The following is a 15,733-nucleotide window of genomic DNA, read 5'->3' as shown; positions in this document are numbered from 1 at the left end:
GAATAAAAACCTTCTGGGGGCCGATGTCCAGAAGCGCTGTGGTTGATTTGAAGCACGAAGATAGATAATACTTCATAGTCTGTCAATACTCTTTTTATTTTGAAAAATGGTTATTGGTAAACCTTGGGATGCCATATCTGCATAAATGGTGTGGCATCCTGTACGGGTTCGAAACCAAAACGGGAATACAGTTCATGGGCGTCGCGGGTTGCGAGCAGGATACGTCTGAGTCCCTGTAAGTCAGGATGTTCGAGGATGTTTTTTACCAGCCACTTTGATAATCCCTTGCCGCGATGTGCCTCCAGAATATAGACATCTGCCAGATAGGCAAATGTGGCTTTGTCGGTGATCATGCGAGCAAATCCAACCTGTTGCTGATCAGATGCGAAGACACCAAAGCACATTGAATTCTCCATGGCTTTCTGTAGCACCGACAAAGGCAGTCCCTTCGACCAATATGACTGTGACAGAAACTGGTGGATGGCATCGATGTCCATATCCTGCAAATCGCTGCTGAATCGATAATCGGTAATCATCGCTAACTCCGGTATTGGTTGGTACGAGTAATATTGGTTTGTTTTATAACTTTTAGCGCGGGTACATCGCATTGGTCGCCAAGATCGAAGTGATTGAGTTTGTCCTGACAATATTTCTCCGCCAGAGACTGCAGACGACCAGCAGACTTTGTCAGCCAGTGAAGTTGTTCGGTACTGATATGATAATCGGGATAGTCACGGGAATCGACATAGGCCAGGCACAACTACTCAAAACAGCGGCATTCAAACGGGAGACCTTACTGAACAAACAGATGACAGGAACTCCGATTGTCTTCTTTCACGGCACTTAGGCGATAGTCAAAATATCCCAGGCTCTCTCTTTTTCGTTCGGCCTGCGACTGTTATTTTGGTTCCACCAGCTCCAACGTGTCACTGTCGTACAGCAGGGGGTCTGTGGCGAAATACGGTCCTTTGCTCAACCGGGTGATTCACCCAATTGCGACTGTCATGGATGAAGGCGTTAGCCAAACCAAGGGATGCACATGCTGTGATGTCTGTGGTCTACGTACACTTTGAAAATGATATTCATACATTCAAAAAACAGACACTCAACCCGATAAATATCCTGGGCGTTGTACGCAAATATATCCAGGATGTTGTTTGCCTGAAAAAACCATCAGGCTGATATTTTTATCAGCCTGACGATGAAGTATTAGTTCGTTAGTTCTTTTTGAACGATTTTGTCAAATTCTCCTGATTCCCGGAGAGAAGTGATTGCTTTATTGAACTTGTCCAGTAGGGCGGTCATGTTGGCTTTTTTTGAGAAGGCCAGATACGTTGGATTTTCGGCTATCGGCGTCGCTGACACGGCAATGTTTGGGTATTCCCGCATGAGTATTGAGCCCGCAACTTCGATCGCTATCACCGCATCCAGACGTCCCGCATTTAGTTTTTTGAAATTTTGTTTGTCTGAAGTAACTTCACTGACTTTAATATCACCTGATTTGAGAGCAGTATCAAACGCGTCACCATAGCTCCACCCGCGAAGAACACCAACTTCCATTCCTTTTAAATCGTCGACGCTGTTGAAGGACACTATCTTGGATTTATTGTAGTAGACCAATAGCCTATCCACATAAATCTGTTCGCTGTAATCGTATTTTTTAAGTCTTTCAGAATTTTTATAAATGCCGCCGATGCCTGTTTGAGCACTATCAATATCTTCAATTGCTCTGGACCATGGAAGAGCGTTTATGACGACAGGTTCGCCTATTTTATTAAACGCTGCTGAGATCAGTGCTGGATAAATACCTTTAGCTTTACCACCACTCAGATACATAAATGGTGGGTTGGCATGATCAACATCAATCGTGACTTCTGCTTTGGCGAATTGAGACAAGAATACAATCAATATTATTTTAATGAGATTGGAAAAATTCATAAATACTCCGAATTATTATCTCTTGCTTGGTTTTTTTATTAGTCGTCTGGTTGAATAATTTTTGCAATAAAACTTTTGCTCAGGCTCCGGGGGCTGAATTAAGGGGGCGGTGCCACGGCGATAAATTATTTTTCAAACGGGATTTTGAACATTCCGTGAGAACCATTTTTATGAGTATTCGTGGGCTTTGTTCCACTTAAAGTCTTGTTCATCAACAGCTGGTTGTCAAATTATCAGGTTAAAACATGCGGATATCTTCATGCATAGTTGTCGGATTCGGTATGGCTGCTAACCTCCATGCTGCACCATTATGGATAACAAGCATTTTTGCTGGGCGGCACCTGGATCCACTCAGGCTATTTTCGCGAAGGCAGCGGTAGTCAGATGTTTCTCAGATTGTTTTTGGCAGAGAAGATCGATTGAAAGGCCTGTTTAAATGCTTCTCTTGGGATTGTCAGAGATTTTTTAACCGTACGTGGATCTGTGATACTGGATTTTTGTAGCGAAGGTAAAGGTTAATTTCATGGTAAATTTGTTTTTTTTGCTAGTCTTAGGTGTAGGTCGCTGACATAAGAAACGCGAAAGGTATGGCGGTGGCGTCTGCATTCTGAGTGAGTTTCGAAATAGATATTGTCGGAGAATATAAAACAGACGAAATGTCATTTGTATCTGAAATGAAGTTGACGCTGCCATGGTTGTTTTTTCGATTATCAGGGTGACTAGGTCGCGTTCAGTACCCTTGCCGATATCAGGTAGGGAGCCGGTTAGCTCAGCTTAATGCGAAGGATAAAGCTAAAGTAAGTGTTTGTGAGGAAGATAATGAGCCTATTTAAAGTCAATTCGTTAAGTCTCCGCATCACCTTATGGGCCATCCTGGTTATGGCGTTGTTGTTATCGGTTAGTGCAGCGATTGATTATTATTTGAATGTCCAGAAGTGGCGTAATGCACTTGCCGATCAAACTGAGACGGTTAGTCAGTTTATTGCTTCCTCGCTTCCGCCTGCACTTTGGAATTATGAATTGAATACAGTGGATGGAGTGTTGCGCGCTACCATAGATAGTCCGAATATCGATGCAGTATATATCGTTGAAAATGGAAAACTCAGCCACGCTTTGGGTAAACATGAAAATGAAGATACTCAGGTTGTGAGTGAATTGCCGGATCTCAGCAATCTTATTTCGATAGAACTTAAATATGCCGAAGCCGGGGAAGATCCGATTGCAATCAGTTACCTGCAATTGAATTCAGATTACCTGAATCGGCAATTGGACATACAGTTGCAGATGACTGTAGTCAGTATCCTGGTGTTATTGTCATTACTGGCCTGTGTGATATTCATATTGCTCACCTGGTTGGTCAGAAGACCGATTTTGGCGTTGACGGATACCATGTACAACATTTCTCAAGGTGAGGGGGATCTGACCAAGCGACTGTCTGGCAATTCGCGGAATGAAATTGGCATGCTGGTAGGATATTTTAATCAGTTCATGCAGAAATTGCAGAATTCAACGTCGGCACTGGGTCAGGTAACCGGCCAGGTCAGCCAGTCGGTTGTTAGCATGGATAATACTTTTGATGTCAGCCGTTCACTGGTGATGAAGCAGTATACGGAAGTCAATGCGATTTCTGCTGCTCTGGATAAAAGCAATGATGCTTCTCAAGGTATTGCTGAACATGCCAGGGTGACTGCTGATGCTGCCGCTAATGCCCATAAAAATGCAGAAGTCACACAGTTGTCCGTGGAGCAGACGGTGCAGGCTATTCAGGAGTTGGATGTCACTCTGGAGCAGACCCGTGTGTCCATGTCCAGTTTACAAATGGATGTTGATTCCATCACTGAAATTATTGGCGTGATTCAGGGGGTCGCCGAACAGACCAATATGCTGGCGCTGAATGCCGCGATTGAAGCCGCCAGGGCGGGAGAGAACGGCAGAGGGTTTGCTGTTGTGGCCGATGAGGTTCGGGCACTGGCTACCAAGACGCATGACAGCATCAGAGAAATTATCCAGAAAATTGAACGTCTGAGGGTCAGCACTGAAAACGGTGTGGAGCTGTTCAGTAAGGGGAGTGAGTCGAGCAAACAGGGAGTAAGGAAAATTGAAGAGGCAAAAGTCTCACTCCAATTAATTTTTGATGCATTTTCCCAGGTCAGTGTGATGTCGAACCAGATTGCAGCAGCGGTGAACGGGCAATCCGACATCAGTCAGGAACTCCAGCACGCGATTAAACGCCTGTCTGCGCTGTCACAGAAAGTAGATGAACAGGTTGATCAGGCTGTCTCGTATAGTCATGGCGTTAAACGGCAAACGGAAACGTTGGTCAGTCATCTGGGTGGCTTTAAATGGTGATCTTTGCTGTATTCTGTTTTGGTCTGCTCAGAACCCTAAACTGCCTGGGATTTGCTGCAGATTGACCATCATTGACATCAGTTATGAGAAAAACCATCAAGCGATGGTTGCAGATACACTTGTGTAGGTGCATGACATTATTTTTATAACGACTTGAACCACAATTGCTTGGTAAACATTTGGGGCCTCTGAAAAATAGGAATAGTATTGATGCGGGCGAGTGGTACCGCTAATGCTTATTGACCCTGATTTCCATGTCTACATTCTTCATCATAGTGACCTACTCATTGTGATGTACTAATGAGACTGTCTCACACCCTTGAACAAGTTTCCCGTTCGGTTTAGACCGCCATAGATACGTTACCGAACGCTCCAATAACGGATGTCCAGTTCCTCAAGAAATTTTTCTGCGTCATCCCCCATCATGAGTGACAGACTGGAGTAAATGCCTGCTTCTACGCAGGTCGGGGCTACCACAGTAATGGATCGTGGGGCATTCATGACTGGCCATCCGGTTTTGGGGTTGAGGATATGGCTGTACCGAATGCCGTCTTTGAGCAGATAGCGGCGGCTGTCACCACTGGTTGCCATTGCACCAGCAGTCATTTCAAGGTGTCGTATTTGCTGTTCTGGGACTATTTGTTCAACGCCAACTTTCCAGGCACTGCCATCTTTGCGAGGCCCTTTTGCACGTAGATCCCCACCAAAATTGACCAGTAATGCATGTTCGCAACGCTGGGTGAGTAGTGAGAAGACCTTATCGACGGCATATTCCTTACCGATGCCCCCCAGGTCGATTTCCATGCCTTCGGGAAGTGTCAGATAGGGGCGGGACCAGTTGACCTGATGCCAGCCTATCAATGGCAACAGTGTGGCAATGGCTTTTTCATCGGCCAGTTGATCTGAGCCGTCGAATTTCCATACCTTGCGCAGAATGCCAGAGGTCACATCAAAACGGGCTTCGGACAACTCATATATCTGATTGGCAAAATCCAGCAGGTCGGCAGTTTCGTCGTCTACGTGAATCGTTTTGCCACAGGCGTTGTTGATTTTATGAATGATGTTGTCATGTCGGTAACGACTGAATTTCTGCTCAATGCGCCAGGTTTCTGCCCTCACTTCAAGGCCAAGTGCCATCACTTGTTCCAGATCGGTACTGTCAAACAGAATCTCACAAGGGCTGGCCATGGCCGGAAATGCGGCTTTCGTGTAGTCATCAAACTGGGACAGCTGAAATTGAAAACTCATAGTGATACCTGTTAACGATGCTGTTGTCCTGAAACTGGATTCAATAGGGATGTGGTATCTGTCAGATTGAGACTGCTACCGACACATCAGCAGTATATCAGCTCCACGATAGATTTCTCGGCGCGACCATCAAAGAGACCAATCCGGTCTGCCTGGTTGCCGGGTTAACGGACACATACTCTGGTTGAGTTCATTGCCTGTGGCAGGAAAATCTGCAATTGATTGAATGCGAAGGCAGGTCCGGCAATTCCAGCGAGATTTTTCGCAATATTGCCGGACCTGCTGTCAGTCGTAATGGCCGGAGCCCATGTGCGCTTACCAGCGGAAGGTATAACTTAGCTGTATCCAGTTGGCAGACAGTTCAGCAAATTGGCTCATACCATCGAGGTTGCTACCACTGGCCACGCTTTTCACGTCATTCTGGTCGTGCTGCTGATAGTGCTCTAGGGTGATGGCAATCTCCTGATCGGGACCTGCGAGAGGAATACCCAGGGTCAAACCATAGGTATCTGCTGAGAACGCGCCGAGCCGTGGATCAGAAGAGGCGTAGTCCACCAAGGTATGGCTGCTGGAAGCGTCTACTGCAACTTCATCGCCGGCATTCAGGAATGGCTGATAGAAATCCGCAGCCGTCTGCTGGTAATACCGATAATGCGGTTGCAGATAAAAGCGGTTGCCAGGCTGGAAGTGATAGCTGACATCCGCAGTATGAGAACGAATTCCCCAGTCATCCGTCATATAACGATATGAGATATCCAGTACGTCATCTTTGAACCATGCGAACTTGTTTTGCCAGTAGATGCTTTGTTTAAGGCGATCTGAAGGGCGGTTTTCATAAACATACAAATAGCTGTCCGTACCGGCCGGATCACTGACCAGGTTACCGTTGTCGGCCACGGTCAGAATTTTATAGGGGTCGTTCTGATAACCGGAACTGGTGCTGATAGAGTAATTCAGTTGCGTAATCCAGCGCCGGTTGATGACCTGAGTAAACCCTACAATGCCGTCAATTACCTGCTTAGTATCGTGATCTTTATCTTTATTTGAACTGCCATAAGAACTCAGTGGATCGGGAAGACCTCCATTGGGATTGATCAGGTCAAGTTCATAATTGATACCCGCTGACAGGGTGGTATTTTTACCAAACAGATCCTGGGCGATGGCGATGTTGCCACTGAAGGATTGAAAGTCGCTTTCTCCGGAATAGGTTCCGCCCAGGTTGATTTTGGTATCGCTGTCCAGCGGTTTTTCCCATCCAAGAGACAAAACATAACGGTTGTCTTCAAAATGCGGTGCCACCGGCAGATCTCCGGCATGGGTCGTATAGACTCTATTGGCGCCGTCCTCATCCTCATCTTCATGGTCATCTTTGGATGATGTACTTCCCGAAGCACGTGTTTGTGTCTGGTGGCTGGAGCGGGCGGATGAATTGGCAGATGGACCAGTAAACGTCTGGTCGACGTTAGCAATGGCAGCACCGTTTGGAGATGCACCGCTGAGAGTATCGAACACCAGCCGTATATTTAGTGCACTTTCGTCATCGTATTCGCGTTTCAGGTTAAGAACCGGTTCAACAGCTGTCACCCGGTTATCGCCTTCGCTGTAGACCAGCAATCCGGAGCTGACCAGCCAGTCTCCATCCTGGGCCGCATGGGCGCTGCCTGTTGCACCCAGCAGGGCGCCTGTCGCCAGGGTCAGGCGAGTGCGTAGATTCTGTGTTAATTGCATCCGCAACCTCCACCGCCAAAACCTTTGCCGCCAGAGCTGGCTTCTTTACTAAAATAAATATGTTCGTTGTATGAATTTTGTATCGGCTGGCTGTCCAGTGCCATTTGCGGCTTTGCCAGCAGATCCCGCTGCCATGGTTTTACCCCCAGGGTACAAGCGGGCAGTTGCATGGTCAGCAACACGATTACCAGGTATTTTCCAAACATGTCTGATTACTCCGACAACAGCTGTTGGATTTCGCGTTCGTAGTCATCCACTTTGTTTTTGTGAAAACCTTTGTGGCTGACTTTGATGTTTCCGTTACGATCTATCAGGAAGCTTGTAGGCATTGCACTGACACCATATTCCTGGGCGAGCTGACCGTCAGGGTCGTAGGCTATGTTAAATTTGGGGTGATATTTGGAAAGGAATTCAGCGGCCAGATCGGCCTCCTGATCAACATTGACAGCAATGATGGTGAGACCTTTCTGGTGGTATTTTTGGTGCATTAACTGCATCCATGGAAACGACGCCCGGCACGGGCCACACCAGGATGCCCAAAAATCGACATAGACCACCTGACCTTTGTAAGGGGTTAAATCGAGTTGGGCAGCATGGGCTGAGAGGGATATCAGCAGTATGCCAATGGAAATAAAAATGCGTTTCATACATAACCTCAAGCGAAATATGCTTGGGCTATGTTAAATTGACTGACTTAATCGAAACTTAAACTGACAGCTAACTGAGTGATAGATGCATCAAGCCTGTTGACGGAAATTGGCCAGGCATTCCATGCTAAGGCTGACAAAAATATCTTCCAGCTCCACTGGACTGTAAGGCAGGAAATAACTCAGTGATTGTGGTGAGCTGAACAAAATAACATCGACACTTTGCCTTGCCATCAGCAGCCGGAATTCCGACGCTTGTTCAAACATCACCTGATCCGGTGCCACGATCAGCATTCTGGCAATTTTAATGTGTTTGCGGATTTCCTGATAGACCATCGCCATCTGGTTGATAGCGCGAACCAGTGCGGGTTTGTCTGCAGGTCTTTCAATGATGGCTGAACGGGTATCGATCACCTCGGTCATACCGTTGCATAGCCGGGTATCCTGATACCGCTCCGTGGTCAAATCCAATAGCCGGGTGTCCAGTAGACTTCCCTGCCATTTCACAAATAATGTTTTGCCATTATCTGTGATTTTATAGGTTCCGGGCATTTCTTCCTCCAATGTCAGCAGGTTCCATTATGGGGCCTTAGCATAGTCAGAATCAGCCTGAACACCATCAGCTTTTCGAAGGGTATGAGAGCTTTTTATATCCCCCCGATTTGCTCAGATTTTGGCAGTATCACTGGCCGTAAAATGTTTTCCGAGCAGTGCGTAATAAAAATTCTGGTCACAGAGTACACCTTCCAGTTTGCCGTTTTCCACCAGAATAACCGGCAGTTCAGTGCTGTAGCACAGTTCTATGGCACGTCGCATGGAGACCTTGGGAGATGTCATCGCCAGGGTGCCGCAGGCGGGAACCTGATTGTCCTGATCGGCTTCGCAATACTGCAGTTTGAGCGGCCCGCTGCCATTCATTTCTGCGCCAGCCACCTTGCCTTCTTCTACCGTCAGCCAGACTTGATGATGAGGGTCTGCCAGCAGGCGTCCATCCTGTTGTTCCAGGGCCTTGGCCTCCGTCATCAGTGTGTGTCCTTCAAGCACGTTCAGCGGATTGGTATGAGCGACAAAGTTTTCCACGTAAGGTGTGGCCGGGCTCAATACAATATCGGCCGGCGCCCCACACTGAATAATGCGTGCCGATTCCATGATGGCGATTTTGGAACCGATCTTCAGTGCTTCATCAAGATCATGACTGACAAACAGGATAGTTTTGTTCAGGCTTTTTTGCAGGGTGATCAACTCTTCCTGTAACTGATGACGTATCAATGGGTCCAGGGCGGAAAATGGCTCATCCATTAACAGAATATCGCTGTCCATCGCAAATGCGCGGGCTAATCCCACACGCTGTTGCATGCCGCCTGACAACTCATGGGGGTATTTGTCCTTCCAATCCGCCAGTCCGACCATGTCGAGTTGCTCCATGGCTTTCTTATGGCGGTCATTTTTATTCATGCCCATGACTTCCAAACCATAGGCAACATTATCGATGACTTTCAGCCATGGCATTAAGGCAAATGTCTGAAATACCATTGAGATTCGTTTGGCTCGCAGATGACGAAGGGTTTTTTCATCGCAGTTGGCAAGATCGACCATGCGTTCACCATCTTGTACCAATAGCTCTCCACGGCTGATGACGTTGAGTCCGTTAACTGCCCTTAACAGGCTTGATTTTCCCGATCCGGACAGTCCCATAAGAACACAGATTTCACCCTCTTCAATATCCAGACTGGCGTTCTGAACACCGACGATATCGCCGGTGATATCGATGATCTCCTGACGGCTTTTGCCCTGGTCGAGTAATTTCAAACTTTCGGTGATCTGCTGACCGAAGATCACATCTAGATTCCGAATGCTGATCGTAGGCATGGCTAAGCCTCCTGATTATTGCCGGGTGTTTTAAATATCCGGTCAAGAATGATGGCAACAAGGACAATAGCAATACCTGCTTCAAAGCCCTGGGAGATGTTGACGGTATTGAGTGCGCGAACCACCGGCTTGCCGAGACCGTCGGCACCGACCAGTGCGGCAATGACCACCATCGACAGTGATAACATTATGCATTGGGTAATCCCCGCCATAATGCTGGCCGTGGCGGCTGGCAATTCCACTTTTAATAACAATTGTGTGGGGGTTGAGCCAAAGGCGCGGCCCGCTTCAATAAGTTCTTCGGGCACCCGACTGATACCCAGATAGGTCAGACGGATCGGTGCGGCAATGGCAAAAATAATGGTTGAAATCAACCCTGGTACTACTCCAAGACCGAATAGCACCAGGGTTGGGATCAAATATACAAACGTTGGAATCGTCTGCATTAAATCCAGTACTGGTCGCAGTATGGAATAAAACCATTTATTGTGAGCTGCCAGGATACCAATGGGGATGCCAATGATGACCGACAAAAAGGTAGCGGTAATGACCAGTACGAAGGTTTGTATCATTTCTTCCCAATAGCCCAGATTGAGAATCAGCAGTAGCGCAAGGATGACAAATACCACCAGTCCGATGCTGCGGTGCAGCAGCCAGGCCAATGCAGCAGTGACGCCGATGATAACCAGCGGTGGCAGCCATAGATAAAGGTCGACTAATGATAAAATCAGCCATTCAAGAGAGATCGATATAAGATCAAAAAAACCGGATGCATGCAGTGTCAGCCAGTCAAAAAAGACTTCCATCCAGTCGCCTATCGGCAGTTTGTGTTCAATTAACCAGTTCATTCAAAAAACTCCAGGATCGTAAGGTCAATGGCCGTTTCTGGCGGCAATAAGGCCCTAAGGCGGACCAGAGTGGCAGGCCCTGGGGTGAGGGTGTTGACCTGTAAGGCAGATCTGTAATCCTCAGAACCTTTGCTGTTTCGCACCTGACCATTGCGGTGGCACGAAACAGTTTTGATATTCAGAGATTTATTAAATGTTCAAATATGCTTTGACTGCTGCCAGGCCAGGTTTGCCGTCAACGGTGGTAACACCTTTGAGCCATCCATCCAATACTTCCGGATGAGCTTTCAGCCAGCTGTTAGCGGCAACTTTGGGATCTTTTCCTTCATCCAGGATGGCGCCCATGATTTCGTTTTCCATCGGCAGAGAGAACTTCAGGTTGGTCAGCAGTTGGCCAACATTTTTGCATTCGCCGATATAGCCTTTGCGTACATTGGTATAAACGTTGGCGCCGCCATAGTTGGGGCCAAAGTAGTCGTCACCGCCACTCAGATATTCCATGTCGACGTTTGCGTTCATCGGATGTGGTGCCCAGCCCAGGAATACGATCCATTGTTTGCGTTTTACCGATCTGGCCACCTGTGACAGCATGCCGGCTTCGCTTGACTCCACCAGGTCAAAATCCTTCAGACCAAATGCATTGGTATCAATCATGTCCTGTATCAGACGATTGCCGTCATTGCCAGGTTCGATGCCGTAGATCTTGTCTTTGAACTTGTCTTTGAATTTAACGATATCGGCAAAGCTTTTAACTCCGGCGTCGTATACATATTTGGGAACGGCCAGCGTATATTTTGCCCCTTCCAGGTTCATACCAATGGTTTCCACTGTACCGGCTTCACGGTATTTGGCAATGTCACCTTCCATGGTGGGCATCCAGTTGCCCAGAAACACGTCGATATCGTCATTGGCCAGTGATTTGTACGTTACTGGTACGGACAACAACTGTGTTTTGGTTTTGTAGCCAAGGCCGGCAAGAATTTCGCTGGTAGCAGCTGTGGTGGCAGTAATGTCCGTCCAGCCAACATCGGAGAAGCGTACTTCATCGCATGAGGCGGCATAGCTCATGGAAACAGATAACGCGGCCACTGCCGCAGCACCACGCATCACCTTCGTAAGCAAATTACTCTTAGTCGTTTTGGTCTTCATGTTGTTCCTCCCAAGTACTGATATTTGTTTTCTTACTCTGGCCAGCATGGCCGTTTTATTATTTTGCCGGACGTTGCAGCTGTTGCCAGTCCGGATCTATCCACACCGGCACATTGGCACGGGGCAGAGGATCATTGCCGAGAATCAGGTCAGCGGCTTTCTCTGCTACCATGATTGTCGGAGCGTTGAGGTTACCGTTGGTAATGGTTGGAAAAATGGATGAATCCACTACCCGCAACCCTTCGATACCACGTACCCGACAGTGGCTGTCGAGCACCGCCATTGGGTCATCATCGGCGCCCATCTTGCAGGAACAGGATGGGTGGTAGGCGCTTTCCACGTTCTGTTTCACCCACTGATCAATCTGCTCGTCGGTCTGGATATCTTTGCCGGGCTGAATTTCGTCACCACGGTAATCGTCGAAGGCAGACTGTGTAATGATTTCGCGAGTCAAGCGGATACAGTCACGCCAGTCCTGTTTGTCCTGTTCGGTACTGATGTAATTAAACTGAATGCTGGGTTTGGCATGGGGATCGGCGGATTTTATCCAGATTCGGCCACGGCTCTGAGGTTTGTTCGGGCCGACATGGACCTGAAATCCATGACCGGCTATGGCTTTACCACCGTCGTAGCGCATGGCTGCCGGCAGGAAGTGGTATTGAATGTTCGGCCATTTCAGACCTGCGCGGGAACGGATAAACGCGCAGGATTCAAAATGATTGGTGGCACCGAGACCGTCTTTGAACAGGATCCAGCGGGTACCGATGAGTCCTTTGCTGATCAGCCCAAGCTTACTGTTCAGGGTGATGGGTTGTTTGCAGTAATACTGAAAATAAACCTCCAGGTGATCCTGCAGATTTTCCCCGACACCGGGCAGGTCATGGACCATCTCTACGCCGGCATCGCGCAACACCTGTGCCGGACCAATACCGGATAACTGCAGCAACTGTGGCGACCCGACCGAACCGGCCGCCAAAATCACTTCGCGATTAGCGGTGGCAGTTAAGATCTGACCGTGCTGTTCATATTCGATGCCACGCGCCGTCTTGCCGTCCAGAATCACCCGACGGCTGACCACCCCGGTAATGACTGTCAGGTTAGAGCGTTGCATGGCCTGGCGCAGATAAGCATTGGAGGTGGATGCCCTCACTCCGTCTCTAACGGTCATGTGCATCGGTCCGAAACCTTCCTGCTGGTAACCGTTATAGTCTTTGGTGACTGGATAACCAGCTTCCGCGCCGGCATCGATGAAGGTTTGATACAACGGGTTGAGTTTCATCTCATTGCCGTTGCAGGTTGCCAGCGGCCCGCTTCCTCCCCGGTAGTCGTCGGCTCCACCGGCCCAACTCTCAGCCTTACGGAAGTAAGGCAGACAGTCCTGATAACTCCAACCCTTGGCGCCGTGCTCCTGCCATTCATCGAAATCACAGGCATGACCACGTACGTATACCATACCGTTGATAGACGATGAGCCGCCCAGCACGTGTCCGCGCGGGCAGTGCAGTTTACGGCCGTCGAGACCGGCTTCTGCTTCGGACTCGAACTGCCAGGCATATTTTGCGGTATTCATTGGGTAGGACAACGCCGTCGGCATCTGAATGAAAATGCTGCGATCACTACCACCGGCCTCCAGTAGCAGTACGCTATGGCTGCCGCTTTCACTGAGCCGGTCTGCCAGTACGCAGCCAGCTGAACCGGCTCCCACTATGATGTAATCGTATGTCATTTGAGTCATTGCGCTCTTCAGTGTTCTGGATTCGAAATTGATCAGTTTCAGCTGTATGGGCAGTCCACGTCTCCCAGTTCGACATAAATGCTTTTGGTCTGGGTATAGTGCGCCAGGGTCTCAAGGCCGTTTTCGCGGCCAATGCCAGATTGTTTATAACCGCCAACAGGCATCTCCGCCGGTGATGCCCCCCAGTTGTTGATCCAGCAGATACCGGCCTGCAACTGGCCGATGACACGATGGGCGCGCGCTAGGTGGGTGGTAAACAAGCCGGCAGCCAGGCCATATTCCGTATCATTGGCACGGCGGATGACTTCGTCTTCGTCACTGAAACGAAGGACCGACATGACCGGACCAAAGATTTCATCGCGGACGTTCGGCATGTCGTCGCTGCAGTCCGCAAATACCGTTGGTTTGATGAAAAAGCCCCGGTCGAGGCCGTTTTCAGTGGCACGCTCACCGCCACAGACCAGTCGGGCACCCGCAGCTTTGGCGGCTTCGATGTAGCCCATGACTTTTTTCATATGATCGGCGGAGATCAGGGCTCCGACTTGAGTGTTCATGTCAACAGGGTCACCGAGAACCATTTTTTCGGTGCGCTGCTGTAACTGCTCGAGAAATGCGTCATAAATGCGGTCATGAACGAACACCCGGGTACCGTTGGTGCAGACCTCACCTTGAGTGTAGAAATTTGCCAGCATGGCACCGGACACTGCGTTGGTAAGATCGGCATCATCAAAGATGATCAGTGGCGATTTGCCACCCAGTTCCATGGTTACGGACTTCAGTGTGCCGGCGGCATCGGCCATGACCTTTTTGCCGGTACCGCATTCACCGGTGAACGATACCTTGGCAATGTGTGGGTGACGTGACAGTGCCTGACCGACTCGGTAATCGCCCTGAACCACATTGAAAACCCCGTCAGGCATGCCGGCTTCGGTAAAGATTTCCGCCAGTTTTAATGCGCTCAGCGGAGTTTCTTCCGACGGTTTGAATATCATGGTGTTGCCAGCAGCCAGTGCCGGGCCGGCCTTCCACATGGCAATCTGAATTGGATAGTTCCAGGCGCCGATCCCGGCGCAGACGCCAAGCGGTTCACGCCGGGTATAAAAGAAATTGTTGGTGCCAAGGTTTTGCTGTTCGCCATGTATGGTGGCTGCCAGACCGGCATAGTATTCGATGACATCTGCACCGGTGACGATATCCACGTACAGGGATTCTTGTAGTGGTTTTCCGGTATCCTGCGTTTCCAGTCGTGCCAGTTCATCGTTGCGCTCGCGCAGAATAGCAACGGCTTTGAGCAGAATGCGGCCACGTTCAACACCGCTCATCGCCGACCAGGTTTTAAATCCCTGTTGGGCTGATTCAACGGCTTTATCGACATCGGCCAGAGATGCCTGCTGTATTTCTGCCAGCACCTCACCGTTGGCCGGATTCAGGGTGGTAAAGGTTTCACCTGAACTGGCAGGTTGATACCGACCGTGAATGTACAATTGTGTTTGACTCATGTCTTAACCTTATTTTTTGTGCGAGCTTCTGGTCGATAACGGTTCGGATTGACCAATACCTCGGCTGGTAATTGTCTTTCCAGGCATGCGTGAATCAGTTGCTGTGCCTGTTCACTGTTGATGCCGCGCTGACTTAATGCGCCGCGCAGCCAGATACCATCAATCAGGGCCGCCAGCATCTGGGCCACCCTGTGGGCTTGTGGAGCAGGTAAAATCCGTTTTAGCTCCAGTTTTAAGTGTGAAAACAAACGTTTTTCATTCACCCGCTGTAAACGGAACAGTGCCGGGTGATGCATTGACTCAGACCAAAATGCCAGCCAGGTCTTGACCACTTTTGCGTCAGTCTGGTGGGGATCAAAATTGCCTTTGACGATGGCTTTAATCCGACCCACCACGTCATCCGGGTGGGTTTTGCTCAATTCTGTCATGACGCTTTCAGACAGTTTGCGTAATACCGAACGCATAGTGGCCTCAAGCAAATAATCTTTACCACCGAAGTGGTGATTGATGATAGCCGGCGACATTCCGGCCAGATCACTGATCATTGCCACACTGGCTTTGTGCAGTCCAACCTGATTAATTGCTTCCATCGCCGCGTCAATCAATTGCGGGCGTCTGATCGCTGCCATTCCAACTTTTGGCATGATTGAACCCTCGTTTTATTAAACGCCTATTTAATAAAAAAACATGGTTATACTCGGGCTGTCAAACCGGGTTGCCGGT

15 protein-coding genes are annotated in these 15,733 nt (G+C 48.9%); 1 reads left to right on the top strand and 14 read right to left on the bottom strand.

The genetic code is table 11. The features are described 5' to 3' along the window. Positions 1–110: 110 nt before the first annotated feature. The 3 genes from ACQY6I_RS03100 to ACQY6I_RS03090 all read right to left on the bottom strand — a co-directional run bounded on the left by ACQY6I_RS03100 (position 111) and on the right by ACQY6I_RS03090 (position 1,938). Entirely contained in the window at positions 111–536 is a 426-nt protein-coding gene (locus ACQY6I_RS03100; protein WP_428240007.1) for a GNAT family N-acetyltransferase, read from the bottom strand. A 2-nt stretch (positions 537–538) separates the two neighbouring features. Beyond that, positions 539–760 (bottom strand): hypothetical protein, encoded by a 222-nt coding sequence (locus ACQY6I_RS03095; protein ID WP_428240006.1) that lies wholly within the window; start codon positions 758–760, stop codon positions 539–541. Positions 761–1,209: 449 nt separating this feature from the next. Beyond that, positions 1,210–1,938, bottom strand: a complete 729-nt coding sequence (locus ACQY6I_RS03090) for a substrate-binding periplasmic protein (RefSeq protein ID WP_428240005.1) — start codon at positions 1,936–1,938, stop codon at positions 1,210–1,212. 819 nt (positions 1,939–2,757) lie between these two features. On the opposite strand from ACQY6I_RS03090, the gene ACQY6I_RS03085 reads away from it, so the two are divergent. Beyond that, positions 2,758–4,287, top strand: a complete 1,530-nt coding sequence (locus ACQY6I_RS03085) for a methyl-accepting chemotaxis protein (RefSeq protein WP_428240004.1) — start codon at positions 2,758–2,760, stop codon at positions 4,285–4,287. Between the two features lie 360 nt (positions 4,288–4,647). Here ACQY6I_RS03085 and ACQY6I_RS03080 read toward each other — a convergent pair whose 3' ends face one another. From ACQY6I_RS03080 to betI, 11 genes are all read right to left on the bottom strand, one after another. Beyond that, positions 4,648–5,535, bottom strand: a complete 888-nt coding sequence (locus tag ACQY6I_RS03080; protein WP_428240003.1) for an FAD:protein FMN transferase — start codon at positions 5,533–5,535, stop codon at positions 4,648–4,650. Between the two features lie 315 nt (positions 5,536–5,850). Further along, positions 5,851–7,263: a DUF3570 domain-containing protein gene (locus ACQY6I_RS03075; protein ID WP_428240002.1), complete on the bottom strand. Its 1,413-nt coding sequence runs from the start codon at positions 7,261–7,263 to the stop codon at positions 5,851–5,853. After that, the gene (locus ACQY6I_RS03070; protein ID WP_428240001.1) at positions 7,254–7,469 is read right to left on the bottom strand and encodes a DUF4266 domain-containing protein; all 216 of its coding nucleotides are present in this window, start codon (positions 7,467–7,469) and stop codon (positions 7,254–7,256) included. Before ACQY6I_RS03070 ends, ACQY6I_RS03075 begins: the two co-directional genes overlap by 10 nt. 6 nt (positions 7,470–7,475) lie before the next feature. Then, positions 7,476–7,910, bottom strand: coding sequence for a TlpA disulfide reductase family protein (locus ACQY6I_RS03065; RefSeq protein ID WP_428240000.1), 435 nt, complete (start codon positions 7,908–7,910; stop codon positions 7,476–7,478). 90 nt (positions 7,911–8,000) lie between these two features. Continuing rightward, positions 8,001–8,462 (bottom strand): hypothetical protein, encoded by a 462-nt coding sequence (locus ACQY6I_RS03060; RefSeq protein ID WP_428239999.1) that lies wholly within the window; start codon positions 8,460–8,462, stop codon positions 8,001–8,003. Positions 8,463–8,576: 114 nt separating this feature from the next. Further along, positions 8,577–9,779, bottom strand: coding sequence for a choline ABC transporter ATP-binding protein (choV, locus tag ACQY6I_RS03055; RefSeq protein WP_428239998.1), 1,203 nt, complete (start codon positions 9,777–9,779; stop codon positions 8,577–8,579). Between the two features lie 2 nt (positions 9,780–9,781). After that, a complete protein-coding gene (gene choW, locus ACQY6I_RS03050) occupies positions 9,782–10,627 on the bottom strand; it encodes a choline ABC transporter permease subunit (RefSeq protein ID WP_428239997.1) in 846 nt (281 codons plus the stop codon). Between the two features lie 189 nt (positions 10,628–10,816). Further along, complete coding sequence (locus ACQY6I_RS03045; RefSeq protein WP_428240082.1) at positions 10,817–11,734, bottom strand: choline ABC transporter substrate-binding protein; 918 nt, start codon at positions 11,732–11,734, stop codon at positions 10,817–10,819. A 100-nt stretch (positions 11,735–11,834) separates the two neighbouring features. Next, entirely contained in the window at positions 11,835–13,511 is a 1,677-nt protein-coding gene (gene betA / locus ACQY6I_RS03040) for a choline dehydrogenase (RefSeq protein ID WP_428239996.1), read from the bottom strand. 38 nt (positions 13,512–13,549) lie between these two features. Beyond that, on the bottom strand, positions 13,550–15,010 hold the full coding sequence (gene betB / locus ACQY6I_RS03035) for a betaine-aldehyde dehydrogenase (RefSeq protein WP_428239995.1): 1,461 nt from the start codon (positions 15,008–15,010) through the stop codon (positions 13,550–13,552). Continuing rightward, on the bottom strand, positions 15,007–15,654 hold the full coding sequence (gene betI, locus ACQY6I_RS03030) for a transcriptional regulator BetI (protein ID WP_428239994.1): 648 nt from the start codon (positions 15,652–15,654) through the stop codon (positions 15,007–15,009). Before betI ends, betB begins: the two co-directional genes overlap by 4 nt. Positions 15,655–15,733: the final 79 nt, after the last annotated feature.

This window comes from Gynuella sp. (genome assembly GCF_050297175.1).
Taxonomy (GTDB): Bacteria; Pseudomonadota; Gammaproteobacteria; order Pseudomonadales; family Natronospirillaceae; genus Gynuella.
This window is presented reverse-complemented; position numbering and strand designations above follow the sequence as displayed.